This is a genomic window from Bradyrhizobium sp. 186 (genome assembly GCF_023101685.1).
Classification (GTDB): domain Bacteria; phylum Pseudomonadota; class Alphaproteobacteria; order Rhizobiales; family Xanthobacteraceae; genus Bradyrhizobium.
On record NZ_CP082164.1, the window covers coordinates 7816460 to 7829765 of the forward strand.

At 65.8% G+C, this 13306-nt stretch carries 14 protein-coding genes; 6 read left to right on the forward strand and 8 right to left on the reverse strand.

Annotation, left to right across the window (positions count from 1 at the left end; all coding sequences use genetic code 11):
• Nucleotides 1-79: 79 nt before the first annotated feature.
• From IVB18_RS37695 to IVB18_RS37730, 8 genes are all read right to left on the reverse strand, one after another.
• Nucleotides 80-463: a hypothetical protein gene (locus IVB18_RS37695; protein WP_247985318.1), complete on the reverse strand. Its 384-nt coding sequence runs from the start codon at nt 461-463 to the stop codon at nt 80-82.
• A 124-nt stretch (nt 464-587) separates the two neighbouring features.
• On the reverse strand, nt 588-908 hold the full coding sequence (locus tag IVB18_RS37700) for a hypothetical protein (protein WP_247985319.1): 321 nt from the start codon (nt 906-908) through the stop codon (nt 588-590).
• A gap of 150 nt (nt 909-1058) precedes the next feature.
• Nucleotides 1059-1592, reverse strand: coding sequence for a hypothetical protein (locus IVB18_RS37705; RefSeq protein WP_247985320.1), 534 nt, complete (start codon nt 1590-1592; stop codon nt 1059-1061).
• Nucleotides 1593-1827: 235 nt separating this feature from the next.
• Nucleotides 1828-2598: a sulfite exporter TauE/SafE family protein gene (locus tag IVB18_RS37710; protein WP_247985321.1), complete on the reverse strand. Its 771-nt coding sequence runs from the start codon at nt 2596-2598 to the stop codon at nt 1828-1830.
• A complete protein-coding gene (locus tag IVB18_RS37715) occupies nt 2595-3851 on the reverse strand; it encodes a CCA tRNA nucleotidyltransferase (protein ID WP_247985322.1) in 1257 nt (418 codons plus the stop codon). The genes IVB18_RS37710 and IVB18_RS37715 overlap by 4 nt, the downstream gene beginning before the upstream one ends.
• 10 nt (nt 3852-3861) lie before the next feature.
• The gene (locus IVB18_RS37720) at nt 3862-4125 is read right to left on the reverse strand and encodes a DUF6111 family protein (RefSeq protein WP_247985323.1); all 264 of its coding nucleotides are present in this window, start codon (nt 4123-4125) and stop codon (nt 3862-3864) included.
• Nucleotides 4122-4793 (reverse strand): CoA pyrophosphatase, encoded by a 672-nt coding sequence (locus IVB18_RS37725; protein WP_247985324.1) that lies wholly within the window; start codon nt 4791-4793, stop codon nt 4122-4124. Before IVB18_RS37725 ends, IVB18_RS37720 begins: the two co-directional genes overlap by 4 nt.
• Entirely contained in the window at nt 4790-5401 is a 612-nt protein-coding gene (locus tag IVB18_RS37730; protein WP_247985325.1) for a DUF1285 domain-containing protein, read from the reverse strand. Before IVB18_RS37730 ends, IVB18_RS37725 begins: the two co-directional genes overlap by 4 nt.
• 247 nt (nt 5402-5648) lie before the next feature.
• Between IVB18_RS37730 and IVB18_RS37735 the strand changes: the two genes are divergently transcribed.
• The 6 genes from IVB18_RS37735 to IVB18_RS37760 all read left to right on the forward strand — a co-directional run bounded on the left by IVB18_RS37735 (nt 5649) and on the right by IVB18_RS37760 (nt 13188).
• Entirely contained in the window at nt 5649-6647 is a 999-nt protein-coding gene (locus IVB18_RS37735) for a MoxR family ATPase (protein ID WP_247985326.1), read from the forward strand.
• Entirely contained in the window at nt 6647-7591 is a 945-nt protein-coding gene (locus tag IVB18_RS37740) for a DUF58 domain-containing protein (RefSeq protein WP_247985327.1), read from the forward strand. The genes IVB18_RS37735 and IVB18_RS37740 overlap by 1 nt, the downstream gene beginning before the upstream one ends.
• Nucleotides 7588-10401 (forward strand): DUF4159 domain-containing protein, encoded by a 2814-nt coding sequence (locus IVB18_RS37745; protein ID WP_247985328.1) that lies wholly within the window; start codon nt 7588-7590, stop codon nt 10399-10401. Before IVB18_RS37740 ends, IVB18_RS37745 begins: the two co-directional genes overlap by 4 nt.
• Nucleotides 10402-10409: 8 nt before the next feature.
• Complete coding sequence (locus IVB18_RS37750) at nt 10410-10583, forward strand: hypothetical protein (RefSeq protein WP_247985329.1); 174 nt, start codon at nt 10410-10412, stop codon at nt 10581-10583.
• The gene (locus IVB18_RS37755) at nt 10580-12643 is read left to right on the forward strand and encodes a hypothetical protein (protein ID WP_247985330.1); all 2064 of its coding nucleotides are present in this window, start codon (nt 10580-10582) and stop codon (nt 12641-12643) included. The genes IVB18_RS37750 and IVB18_RS37755 overlap by 4 nt, the downstream gene beginning before the upstream one ends.
• A gap of 146 nt (nt 12644-12789) precedes the next feature.
• A complete protein-coding gene (locus IVB18_RS37760) occupies nt 12790-13188 on the forward strand; it encodes a DUF2946 domain-containing protein (RefSeq protein WP_247985331.1) in 399 nt (132 codons plus the stop codon).
• Nucleotides 13189-13306 lie beyond the last annotated feature (118 nt).

The window sequence follows — 13306 nt, forward strand, 5'->3', positions numbered from 1 at the left end:
ATCGGACCGTCATGTCTCGAACGGGCCATGAACGATCATAAAGTAAGCTAAACCGGACCGCTGATTTTGCCACTCGGCGTCAGGTGTTCTCGAGACCCTGCGGCAGACTAATCCAGAGAACTGTCTGTTCTTCCGGCGAATGTAGCGATTTGTGTCCCTTGCCATCAACGTCCTCAAACAAGACGAAGCTACCGGCCGGTACGAGCCGCTCATCTCCATCACTCGTTTGGTATTCTGCCGATCCATCAAGCCTCACTGTCAGTACGCGCTCCGGGACCGTATGCCAATCTACCTGTCGCGCACCCGCCGGAATGTGCGTGAAACGGATGCCTGACGCCACGTACTTCGCCGACACTTCGAATGCAGCGGCATTGGGTTGAACCTGTCGAGAGGTTGTCGGGATTTCGACCTCATCGAAGTGGGACTCGCCGTCGGCTGTCGAGTAAACGCGCAGGCACTTCATCTTGGCCTCCGTTCCTTGTTGCACTACGCCACATTTCCATGACCGCATAGGAAGCGTCTGGGTCCGAAGTGGGTCAGAAGGCGAAATGCTGGAGTTTTTGCGTAGCGCGTAGGGCGGATTAGCGTCAGCGTAATCCGCCATGACAAACTACAACATCGCCAGCGCCTGCGCTATCGTACCCACCATGCCCAACTATCGTCGCGCGTTCGTTCCTGGCGGCTGCCGCCGCCGCGCCGGAGTTGACGACGTGGATTGGGATCCTCCAGCCCAGCCCTCGCGCGCCGAAGCCGGGAGCCGACTCGACGATGTAGGCCGCGATGCCCATGAGCATCAGTGCCGAGTAGCGGCTGAGCTGATCGCTTCGCGCGTTTTGGGCGAGGCGCACGATGCGTAGCAGGAGCAGGACAACCGCCCCTCCCCGCAACGCGGCTTCCAAGGTCGACATTCGATAGTCCCCAACCTCGGGGCTCGCGAGAATCCTGTTCAGATTACTACCGCGGCGATCAGCCCGTGAGCAACCGTTTCAGTTTCTGAAGGCTAGGACCGCTTCGGTTAGCGGTCGTAGTACGGTATCGTCTGCTTCGCAGCCTAAGGCCTAAAAACTTGGGTCAATATTGGTCGTGTTGGCGCGCAAGTTTTCGAGCAATTGGGCAACTTGTTCTCGGCTCTCCAGCCGCAACTTGGTACCGGAGAAATCGTTGAACAGCTTAGAATGGCCAGCAAACGAGGACGGTGTCTGCCGAGTCCAGTAAGCCTCCGCCCATTTCATCAGTTCGGCGGCGTCATGATTTGTTGCTCCTCGCCGCAGACCGCGAGCCAGTAGACCAGCGCGGCAAAGGCTCCAGGGAAAATCTAACCAAATGAGAGCGGTTGCTTTGGGAAGGGCGACTTCCGCAAGCCATCCGAATGCACCTTCGATGATCCAGCGCGGCTGATCTGAAATATCGAGAACCATCTTTCGCGCGACGGCTTCATTTCGCTTTGAGCCAAAACCGTCCTCTTCCCAGTGCAGCAGATCAAGATCGATCGCGGGGAAGTCGGCGAGATTGGCAATGGCTTCGGCCAACGTGCTCTTGCCGGAGCCGCAGTTTCCAATAACCACCGTACGTTCGGTCAGAGGTTCAGACATTCAACTTGCAGATGGTGGTCCTGCCTCATTGCCGGATAACATTTCGGTTGCTCATTATCGACATGGCCGTGTGAAACCGCAATAGCGCGCGATGTCCGTTCCGGGTTAAAGCCGCCGATGACGGCTAAGCCGGGCGATTTTCGGTTTGGGCACGGCAGCCGACGTCTATAAGTACACGCCCTGTGCGAGGTTCGATCCGCGGTCGAGGCGCGAATGCCAATTGGGCCGGGGGCATCTACGCGATGAGTTGCTTCGCCGCAGCCGAGATCATCACCAGCCCGCCCGTGATCACGGCGACGTCGAGGATCGCTGTGTGGATATGCACCGGCATCCGCTCGACGAAAGCCTTTGCGAGGAATGCGCCGGGTATCGCTATCCCGCCGATCAGCAGTGCGAAGGCGAGCACCTGCGCGGTCACGGCGCCGGCCAAGCCGAACACCGAGATCTTGATAAGGCCGGTGCCGAGCGAGATCATCGCATCGGTCGCGATCACGGCGGCGCCTTCGAGGCCGGCGGCCATCAGCAGCGAGAGCAGGATCACGCCGGAGCCGGAGGTGCCGCCAACGAGCACGCCATAACCGACGGAGCCGGCAGCAAGGCCGGTGTCGCCGATCTTGACCTGGCGGCGGCGGAGCACGCGGCGCAGCGGCACGCTCAGGATCAGCATGGAACCGATCACGAGCGCTGCGCCTGCATTGGTGAGCCGCGTATAGCCGTAGGCGCCAAGCGCCGTCGTCAGCGCCGCGCAGGCGAGCACGATCAGCGCGCGGCGGCGGTCGGCATAACGGACATAGGCGAGTGCACGGCTGGAATTGGTGAAGATCGCGGAGATCGCGATGATCGGCACCACGGGCTCGGCGCCGACAAGCGGCACCAGGACCAGCGGCATCAGCGCGCCGGTGCCGTAGCCGGCCAGACCACCGATGATCGAAGCAAACAACGCCATCAACGCGACCAGCAGAAGCCCGGAGATCGAGATGTCGGCGAAGCCTGAGACGATGGTCACGTTCTCTGATCGCGGCTGACGCGTGCCGCAGCTTGATCTGCGATGGAAGCGAGTGCGGCTTCGTCTAGTGGAAAATCAGCCGCAAGCCAAGCGTCCTCGGCGAGTGTCAACACATGCCCGAGCGCAGGCCCTTCCGCCATGCCGCGCGCGATGAAATCGGCAGCTTTCAGCGGAAATTTCGGCGCGGCCCAGCGCTGCGGCAATTCGGCGAACTCGCGCCAGCGCGACGACGTCACGTCGCCGCCGCCTCGCGCCCAGCCCAGCAACACGCGATCGTGATAGCGCTCGGCACCCAGCCGGTACAACAGCCGCCGCGCATTGGCCTCGTCCTTGGTGGCGAAGCGCCACCAGCGATGGCCCATCGAGTCCAGCGCCTTCGCTTCGACGTTGGAAAGCCGGAGCCGCGCGGCGACGCGTTTGGCATCCTCGGTCACGGCCACCGTCAGCGCGGCCAGGCGCCGGGTCACGCTCGCCGGCACGTCGAGCGCGCGTTCGATCGCGATCATCGCCGACAGCGGTCCGGTATAGGTGACGCCGCCGATCAGCGCTTGCAGCAATCCGGCCTCGGCCATTGCCAGCGCCGCGGCGGACGCGCCGGCCGCGACCAGCAATTTCAGCATTTCCATGCGCACCCGCTCGGCCGACAGGCCCGCAAGGCCCGCGCGTCCGCGGATGCAGGCGAGATAGCCGTCGCGGTCGGGCTCGCCGGCGCCGAAGGCAGCGTGGATGCGGAAGAAGCGTAGGATGCGCAAATAATCCTCGGCGATGCGCTGGTCGGGATCGCCGATGAAGCGCACGCGCCGCGCGGCTGTGTCCGCGATCCCGCCGACATAGTCGTAGACGACGCCGGCTGCATCGACCGAGAGACCGTTCATGGTGAAGTCGCGACGCTCGGCATCCTTCACCCAGTCGCGGCCGAAGGCGACCTTGGCCTTGCGGCCGAACGTCTCGGTGTCCTCGCGCAGCGTCGTGACTTCGTAGGGCTGCCCGTCGATGACGAGTGTGATCGTGCCATGATCGATGCCGGTCGGCACGCTCTTGATGCCGGCGCTCTTGGCGCGCCGCACCACTTCCTCCGGCAGCGCCGTGGTGGCGATGTCGATGTCGCCCGGCGGCAAATCCAGAAGTGCGTTGCGGACGGTGCCGCCGACCACGCGCGCCTCCTCGCCGTTCGCGTTGAGCAATTGCAGGACGCGCGCCGTCCCGCCTGCGGTCAGCCAGGGCGCATCGGCTAGTATGGGCTCTGCGCTCATCCGTCGGTCCCTATCTTTCCACGCCCGGCACGAGCTTGCCGTTCTCGATATGGGCGGGAATGTAGGTCGAATCCGGCGCGGCACCGGAGAAATGCGCAAACCCGATCAGCCCTGCGATCACCAGAACGAGCGCCGCGAGCGCAAGGCGGGCGACGATGGTGACCGGCCAGGACGATTGCACGAACAGCCCGGAACGGGTGGCAGCCAGGAACAGCGCATAGACGGCAAAGGGGATGAGGAAAATTCCGATCTCGGTCAGCACCGGCCGGATCATGACGAATAGATCCGTTCATAAAGCACACGCAGCATTCCGGCGGTCGCGCCCCAGATGTAGCGTTCCGCAAACGGCATCGCGTAGTAGGACCGCTCCATGCCGCGGAATTCCTTGCGGTGCACCTGGTGGTTCGCCGGGTCCATCAGGAAGGATAGCGGTACTTCGAACGCATCATCAACCTCGGAATGGTTGATCGTGAGCTCAAAGCCCGGCCGCACCCTGGCCACGGTGGGCAGGATGCGGAAGCCGAACGCAGTGCCGTAGAGATCGAGATAGCCGATCGGCTCGACGAAGTCGCGCGACAGCCCGATCTCTTCCTCGGCCTCGCGCAGCGCCGCATCGAGCGGGGACGTGTCGGTCGCGTCGATCTTGCCGCCGGGAAAGGCGATCTGGCCGGCGTGATCGTTCAGATGCGCCGAGCGCTGGGTCAGGAGGATGGTGGGCTCGGGATGGTCGACCACCGCGATCAGGACTGCCGCCGGCCGCACCGGCTGCTCGCGCGCGATGATCTCGAGCATCTTGTCGGTGCCGGGATCGCCCGAGGCCGGAATGATGTTCGGATCGTAGAGCCCGGGCGGAACGTCGAAGCCCAATCGCGCCGTGGAGCGGGCGAAGAAATCGGCCGCTCCGAGCGTGACGGGCTCGTTCCTCAGGATAGGCTTGTTCAAAGCGCGGTCCTCACCTGCTCAGCATCGGCCATGGCAAAGAATTCGCCAGCCGATTCGACGCCGAACATCGGCTGGCCATCGACCATCCGCTCCTCGCCCATGTCAACCAGATCGTAATAGAGCGCGCGGGTGACCTTGGCCCAGAGATCGGCGCGCACGTGCAGATAGGGCGTCAGCCCGCCGTCCTTCACCTGCTCGAAGCGCAGCCGGTGCGAGCCATCGCAGGTGACCCAGTCGTCGACATTGGTGCGGAAGTGGAGCACGCGATGGTTGTCCTCGCCATCCTTCTGCATCTCGACTGCCATGAACGGCGCGTCGTCGACGCGAATGCCCACCTTCTCCACCGGCGTCACGAGAAAATGCTTGTCGCCTTCGCGCTTCAGGATCGTCGAGAACAGGCGGACCAGCGCAGGCCGGCCGATTGGCGTGCCCAGGTAGAACCATGTACCATCCGAGGCGATTCGGATGTCGAGATCGCCGCAAAACGGCGGATTCCACAGATGCACCGGAGGCAGACCTTTTTTGGCGCCTTCGGAATTGCCGGCACTTTTGGCGGCGGCAGTCAGCCCCTCAAGTGCACGGTCGGCGCTCTGCCCTTGGTTCGCCATGGTTTGCCCTGACTTTGTCATTTGGCACAATAGGTGCAGGTCTACGTTGTAGGTCGGTGCGCGGTTCCACCCCCGGATTGGTCCGGTGTGGAGGTCGCCACTTCGTGATGCCCTACATACCCCTAAGCCGATAAGGTGGGGATAGGTTAATTCAACGAATACATGGCCTTCCTGCAAGTTTAGGATAGGGCCATGAGATGATTTGACGACGCATGCGAACCGCGTGGCGGACTTAAGGAGCTGACGGATGGCGGAAAGTGTCGAGAAACTCGAGGACGGGATCGTCCGTTCTGCCGAGCAGGTGTCGAGTCAAATTCGCGCGGCGAAGGACGCGATCGCGACCGTGATCTTCGGCCAGGATCGCGTGATCGAGAACACGCTGGTCACCATCCTCTCCGGCGGCCATGCGCTGCTGATCGGCGTGCCCGGCCTCGCCAAGACCAAGCTGGTCGAGACGCTCGGCGTCACGCTCGGCCTCGATGCCAAGCGCGTTCAGTTCACGCCCGACCTGATGCCCTCGGACATTCTCGGCGCCGAAGTGCTCGACGAGAGCAACGCGGGCAAACGCTCGTTCCGTTTCATCGCCGGCCCCGTGTTCGCGCAGCTGCTGATGGCCGACGAAATCAACCGTGCCAGCCCGCGCACGCAATCGGCGCTCTTGCAGGCGATGCAGGAGCAGCACATCACCGTTGCCGGCGCGCGCCACGACCTGCCGAAGCCGTTCCATGTGCTCGCGACACAAAATCCGCTGGAGCAGGAAGGCACCTATCCGCTGCCCGAAGCGCAGCTCGACCGCTTCCTGATGGAGATCGACGTCGACTATCCCGATCGCGACGCCGAGCGCCGCATCCTGTTCGAGACCACCGGCGCCGAAGCGACGCTGGCGAGGGGCTCGATGACCGCGGACGCTCTAATCACCGCGCAACGGCTAATCCGCCGCCTGCCGGTCGGTGATTCCGTGGTGGAAGCGATCCTGTCGCTGGTGCGCGCGGCCCGTCCGGGTCCGGACAGCGGCGAGACCGGCAAGTTCATCGCCTGGGGACCAGGCCCGCGCGCCAGCCAATCCCTGATGCTCGCGGTGCGCGCCCGTGCGCTGATCGACGGACGGCTCGCGCCCTCGATCGACGACGTGCTCGACCTGGCCGAACCCGTGCTGAAGCACCGCATGGCGCTGACCTTCCAGGCGCGCGCCGAAGGCCGCACGATTCCGGAGGTGATCCGGCAGTTGAAGACACGGATTGGTTGATGGCAGCGGAGAACGGGCACACGGCGAAGGAGATCATCGCGATCCGACGTGCCGATGGCGAAAGCCGCACGCTCGCCGCTTCGCTGCCGCGCCTGGTGCTCGAGGCCCGCCGTATCGCCGCCAACGTCCTCCACGGTCTGCACGGCCGGCGCCGCGCCGGCGCGGGCGAGAACTTTTGGCAGTACCGACGCTTCGTCTCCGGCGAGCCGTCGCAGAACGTCGACTGGCGCCGCTCGGCCCGTGACGACCATCTCTATGTCCGCGAGCGGGAATGGGAAGCCTCGCACACGGTCTGGATCTGGCCCGACCGTTCGCCCTCGATGACGTTCGCGTCGAAACAGGCCCGCGAATCCAAGCTCGAACGCACGCTGATCGTCGCCTTCGCGCTGGCCGAGCTGCTCGTCTCCGGCGGCGAGCGCGTCGGCATTCCCGGGCTGATGGCGCCGACAGCAAGCCGCAGCGTCATCGACAAGATGGCGCAGGCGATGCTGCATGACAGTGCCGAGCGGCTGAGCCTGCCGCCGTCTTTCGTGCCCTCGGCGCTGGCCGAGACGATCGTGCTGTCGGATTTCTGGTCGCCGATCGCGGAGATCAGGGCCACGCTTGCAGGCCTGTCCGGCTCCGGCTCCCATGGCACGCTGGTGCAGATCGTCGATCCCGCCGAGGAGTCATTTCCTTATTCCGGCCGCGTCGAATTCGTCGAGCCTGAAGGGTTCGGCGTGATCACCGCCGGCCGCGCCGAGAGCTGGGCGCAGGATTACACCGCGCGGCTTGCGCTGCACCGCGACCAGATCCGCGCCGAGACCAACAAGCTCGACTGGCTGTTTACGACGCATACGACCGACCGTTCGGCCGCCGAACTGCTGCTGTTCCTCCATGCCGGCATGCAGGTGAGCAAGTCGGGTGCACGCACGACGACGATCAAGGCGGGGCCGGCCGCATGATGGGATTTCCGCTCGCCTTCACCGAACCGCTGCTCCTGATCGGCCTCGTCAGCCTGCCCGTGCTGTGGTGGCTGCTGCGCGTGATGCCGCCGCGACCGCGCCGCATCGAGTTTCCGCCGACACGCCTGTTGTTCGACATCGCGCAGCGGGAAGAGACGCCGTCGCGGACGCCGTGGTGGCTGACCGCGCTGCGCCTGCTCGCTGCGGCGCTAGTGATTTTCGCCGCCGCCGGCCCGATCTGGAATCCGCAAACCGGGCTTGCCGGCAGCAAGGCGCCGCTGATGATCATGCTCGACGACGGCTGGAGCGCCGCCTCGAACTGGGACATCCGGATCCGGGCCGCCGACGAGTTGATCGCCAATGCCGAAAACGACCGCCGCGCCATCGCGCTGGTGCCTTTGTCCGAGCCGAACCGCGACATCACGCTGATGCCGGCCGGCGCGGCGCGCGTGGCGCTGCGGCAGCTCGCGCCAAAACCCTATTCGATCGAGCGCGTTGAAACCCTCACCACGATCGATCGTTTCCTGAAGGCCACCGGCGACTGCGAGATCGCCTGGCTGTCGGATAGCGTCGACACCGGCCGCGGCGAGGAATTTGTGCAGGGCCTCGGCAAGACCATCGGAGATCGCAGCTTGACGGTGTTCGAAGGTGGCACCTCCTCCCCGCTGGCGCTGGTCGCGGCAGAGAATGCGGCGGCGAAAATGACGGTGAAGGTGCTGCGCACCGACAGCGGCATCACGGCCGGCACCGTGCGCGCGCTGGACCAGAAGGCCTCGCCGATCGGCGAGGCGCGCTACACGTTCGGGCCGCAGGACAAGGAAACCGAAGCGGCGTTCGATCTGCCGGTCGAGCTGCGCAACGACATCACGCGGCTCGAGATCTCAGGCGAGCGCTCGGCCGGCGCAGTGCAACTGCTGGACAAGCGCTGGCGTCGCCGCGCCATCGGCATCGTCTCCGGTGCGACCAGCGAGACCGCGCAGCCGCTGCTGGCGCCGACCTTCTATCTTACCCGGGCGCTGGCGCCGTTCGCCGACGTCCGGCTGGCCGACAAGGGCTCGCCGCAGCAGGGCATCACGCAGTTCCTCGACCAGAAGCTGCCGATGATCATCCTGGCCGATGTCGGCACCGTCGCGCCCGAGCTGCGCGAGCGCCTCAACGCCTGGATCGACCAGGGCGGCGTGCTGGTGCGGTTCGCAGGTCCAAGGCTCGCGCAAGCCGAAGACGACCTCGTCCCCGTCAAGCTGCGCAAGGGCGGCCGCACGCTCGGCGGCAGCCTGACCTGGGAGAAGCCGCAGCATCTCGCCAACTTCGCCGCCGATGGGCCTTTTGCAGGCGAGGTCGTCCCGAAGGACGTCACCGTGAGCCGGCAGGTTCTCGCCGAGCCCGACGCCGTGCTCGCCACCAAGAGCTGGGCGTCGCTGGAAGACGGGACGCCGCTGGTGACCGGTGAGCATCGCGGCAAGGGCCTGGTCAGCCTGTTCCATGTCAGCGCCGATATGCGCTGGTCGGATCTGCCGATGTCGGGCACCTTCGTCGAAATGCTGCGGCGGATCGTCGATATGTCCGGCTACACCGCCAAGCCCGGCGCCGGGGTTGCCGGCGAAGCGACCACCGAGACGGTGGCGCCGCTGCACATTCTCGACGGCTTCGGCGCCTTCGGCCCGCCGCCTGCCACCGCAAAGCCGTTGCCCGCGGATTATCGCGACCGCGCCACACCCGATCATCCGCCGGGCTTCTATGGTCCGGCAGAAGGACCGCTCGCCGTGAACACGCTTGCCGCCGCCGACCGCATCGCGCAGCTCAACACCGCGAGCCTCCGCGCCCGGCACGCCACCTACACCAACGCCGAGCCACGCGATTTGCGCGGCTGGCTGCTGTCGACATCGCTGGCGCTGTTCCTGATCGACGCCATCATCATCGCGGTGCTGGGCGGCGGCCTCGCCGCGCTGCTGCGCCGCCGCGCCGCGCCCGCAATGATCGTGCTCGGGCTGGTGCTTGCGGGCCTGTTGTCGTTCTCGCCGACGCCGTCGCGCGCCGACAGCGCCGCGGATGAGTTCGCGATGAAGGCGGTGTCGCAGACCCGCCTCGCCTATGTCGTCACCGGCAATGCCGACGTCGATTCCATCGTCAAGGCCGGCCTGTCCGGACTGACGCTGTTCCTTGCGCAGCGCACCGCGCTCGAGGCCGGCGATCCCGTCGGCATCGATCCCGCGCGCGACGAGCTCGCCTTCTTCCCGCTGATCTACTGGCCGATCGTGCCGGGCGCGCCAAAACCGCCGCAGGACGCGATCAACAAGATCGACGCCTACATGAAGCAGGGCGGCACCGTCATCTTCGACACCCGCGACGCGATCGAAGCGCCGCCCGGCGACAACGGCGCCTCACAGACGCCGGGGATGCGGACGCTGCGCGAGATCCTGTCCTCGCTCGACGTGCCCGAGCTCGAGCCGGTGCCGCGCGAGCACGTGCTGACCAAGACCTTCTATCTGCTGCGCGACTTCCCCGGTCGCTTCAACTCCGGCCAGACCTGGGTCGAAACCCTGCCGCGCGAGGACGACGACGAGAGCGCGCAGCGGCCGGCGCGCGGCGGCGACGGCGTCTCGCCGATCATCATCACCTCGAACGATCTTGCCGGTGCTTGGGCGATCCGTCCCGACGGCCAGCCGATGCTGCCGCTTACCCCCGGCGAGCCGCGCCAGCGCGAATTCGCCTACCGCGCCGGCGTCAACATCGTGATGTACACGCTGACCGGCAACTACAAGGCCGACCAGGTGCACGCACCCGCCCTGATCGAACGGCTGGGGCAATGATGCGGGTTTTGAAACTCAAGGCCCACCAGAACAAAGCCGTCATGGCCGGGCTTAGCCGTCCAAAGGACGGCGTCGCTTCGCTCGCCTATGTCCCGGCCATCCACGCCTTGCCACGCGGCACGAAGAACGTGGATGCCCGGGACAAGCCCGGGCATGACGATGCCGAGAGAGCATCGATATGAATTACGGCATCGCATTCACGCCACTGGTTCCGACGATCGTCCTGTGGCTCGCACTCGCCGCGATCGTCGTCATTGCTGTTGTACTGTTGCTTGCGCGTGCGCGTGGTGCGGCCGTGCGCGTGGCTGCGCTGGCGCTGTTCCTGCTGGCGCTCGCCAATCCGTCCTTCACGCGTGAAGATCGTGATCCCCTCACCTCGATCGCCGCCGTCGTCGTCGACAAGAGCCCGAGCCAGAATTTCGGCAACCGCAACCGCGAGGCGGCGCAGGCGCAGGAGGCGCTGGTCGACAGCCTGAAGAAGATCAAGGGCCTCGAGGTCCGCGTCGTCGATGCCGGACAGGCCGATGGCGAAACCGACGGCACCCGATTGTTCGGCGCCCTCGCCTCCGCGTTGTCGGATGTGCCGGTCGACCGCGTCGCCGGGGCCTTCCTGATCACCGACGGCCGCGTCCACGATATCCCGGCAAACCCCGCTGGGCTCGGCTTCCAGGCGCCGGTGCACGCGCTGATCACCGGACAGAAGGACGAGCGCGACCGCCGCATCGCGATCACGGCGGCGCCGCGCTTCGGCATCGTCGGGCAGATCCAGACCATCACCTACCGCCTCGACGACCAGGGCGTCAGCGGCGAGCGCGCCAAGGTCACGGTCCGCCGCGACGGCGAGGTCATCAACGAGCGCACGCTGACGAGCGGCCAGACCGCGAGTGTCGACGTCGACATCAAGCATGCCGGGCCGAACATCGTCGAGATCGAGGCCTCGCCGCTCGAGCGGGAGCTGACGCCGGTGAACAACCGCGCCGTCGTCGCCATCGACGGCGTGCGCGACAAGCTGCGCGTGCTGCTGGTCTCGGGCGAGCCGCATTCCGGCGAGCGCACCTGGCGCAACCTGCTCAAGTCCGACGCCAGCGTCGACCTCGTGCACTTCACCATTCTCCGCCCGCCGGAGAAGCAGGACGGCACGCCGATCAACGAATTATCGCTGATCGCGTTTCCGACCCGCGAGCTATTCCAGCAGAAGATCAACGAATTCCAGCTGATCATCTTCGACCGCTATGCCCGCCAGGGCGTGCTGCCGATCGCCTATTTCGACAATATCGCGCGCTATGTGCGCGGCGGCGGCGCGGTGCTGGTCTCGGCCGGCCCCGACTACGCCTCCAACACCAGCATTTGGCGCACGCCGCTGGATTCGGTGCTGCCGGCCGAGCCGGTTGGCGTCACCGAGAAGCCGTTCTATGCGCATCTGTCCGACGTCGGCAAACGCCATCCCGTGACCCGCGGGCTGGAAGGCTCCGCGAGCGAGCCGCCGCGCTGGAGCCGCTTCTTTCGCACCGTCGACACCCGCAATTCCGTCAACCCGCCGGTGATGACGGGCGTGGATGGCAAGCCGCTCTTGTTCCTGTCGCGCTTCGGCGAGGGGCGCGTCGCGCTGTTGCTCTCCGACCACATCTGGCTGTGGGCGCGCGGCTATGAAGGCGGCGGACCGCATCTCGATCTGCTGCGGCGGATGTCGCACTGGCTGATGAAGCAGCCCGATCTCGACGAGGAAGCGTTGCGCCTCCAGGTGCAGGGCAAGGATCTCGTGGTGGTGCGCCAGACAATGTCTGACAGCGTCCAGCCGGTGAGCGTGACCTCCCCCTCCGGCGTGTCGCGCGACCTGACGCTCAGCGCCGGCGACCCCGGCGAGTGGCGCGCCAGGCTACCGGCCAACGAGCTCGGCCTGTGGCAGGCCACCGACGGCACGCTGAAGGCGCTGATCAATGTCGGCCCGACCAATCCGAAGGAGTTTTCGGAAGTCACCTCCACCACCGACACCCTGAGGCCGCTGACGCAGGCGACCGGCGGCAACGCCGTGCGCGTGGTCGACGGCGCGAGCGTCGAATTGCCCCGGATCGTGCCGGTGCGCTCGGCGAGCGTCTTCCACGGCGACGGCTGGATGGGCGTCAGGATGCGCGACGCCAGCGTCGTGAAGGGCGTCGGCGTGCTGCCGATCTTCGCCGGCCTGATCGGGCTCCTGCTGTTGCTCGGTGCATTCGCCGCGACCTGGGTTCGCGAGGGACGCTGATCTCTTAGTTGCACGAACGACACATCGTCCGGCAGCCTGCGCCGGACGATCGGCCTACGGTTGACATCCGTTCATCGTTGCTGCGATGTTATATTGTAACATCGCGGCGTCAGGGGATTGGCGCCTCGCGATGTGGGGGCGTTTGGATGAAGTGGTTCCGGTCGAATATCAGGCACGGCGCCCGGCTCGCGCTTTTTGCGCTGCTGGTGCAGTTCGCGCTGACGTTCGGCCACAGCCACTGGTTCGCGCAGGCCACGCCTCTCGCCCACTCCCAGCAAACGGACAGCACCAAGGGGATCGCTTCGATCGACCGCGCAGCGGTCCAGAAGCAGTCGCCAGGAAGCCCCGACCGGGAGCAACCGGGCGACGACAATTGCGCGATCTGTGCCGTGGTCGCGATGGCCGGCACCGTCGTGTTCGCGACGCCGCCACTGTTCCTGCTGCCACAAGCCGTCGAGCTGCTCTACCGCACCACCGACACCGAATTCGCCCATCTGAAATCGGCCGGCACGGCGTTCCAGCCTCGCGCCCCTCCCGCGTCCTGACCCCCAACGCTTGATCATGCCTGGGCTCGCCGCATGTCGGCTATCGCCCGGGAGCCGTTGAAGTCGAATTCCGTCGCACCGCGATGGCAGGCCGCCTCCGATCAACAGATAATCTTTC

Coding starts and splice junctions, on each gene's coding strand:
- IVB18_RS37695 (WP_247985318.1), bottom strand. CDS start 463: ATGAAGTGCCTGCGCGTTTACTCGACAGCCGACGGCGAGTCCCACTTC.
- IVB18_RS37700 (WP_247985319.1), bottom strand. CDS start 908: ATGTCGACCTTGGAAGCCGCGTTGCGGGGAGGGGCGGTTGTCCTGCTC.
- IVB18_RS37705 (WP_247985320.1), bottom strand. CDS start 1,592: ATGTCTGAACCTCTGACCGAACGTACGGTGGTTATTGGAAACTGCGGC.
- IVB18_RS37715 (WP_247985322.1), bottom strand. CDS start 3,851: ATGAGCGCAGAGCCCATACTAGCCGATGCGCCCTGGCTGACCGCAGGC.
- IVB18_RS37720 (WP_247985323.1), bottom strand. CDS start 4,125: ATGATCCGGCCGGTGCTGACCGAGATCGGAATTTTCCTCATCCCCTTT.
- IVB18_RS37730 (WP_247985325.1), bottom strand. CDS start 5,401: ATGGCGAACCAAGGGCAGAGCGCCGACCGTGCACTTGAGGGGCTGACT.
- IVB18_RS37735 (WP_247985326.1), top strand. CDS start 5,649: ATGGCGGAAAGTGTCGAGAAACTCGAGGACGGGATCGTCCGTTCTGCC.
- IVB18_RS37740 (WP_247985327.1), top strand. CDS start 6,647: ATGGCAGCGGAGAACGGGCACACGGCGAAGGAGATCATCGCGATCCGA.
- IVB18_RS37745 (WP_247985328.1), top strand. CDS start 7,588: ATGATGGGATTTCCGCTCGCCTTCACCGAACCGCTGCTCCTGATCGGC.
- IVB18_RS37755 (WP_247985330.1), top strand. CDS start 10,580: ATGAATTACGGCATCGCATTCACGCCACTGGTTCCGACGATCGTCCTG.
- IVB18_RS37760 (WP_247985331.1), top strand. CDS start 12,790: ATGAAGTGGTTCCGGTCGAATATCAGGCACGGCGCCCGGCTCGCGCTT.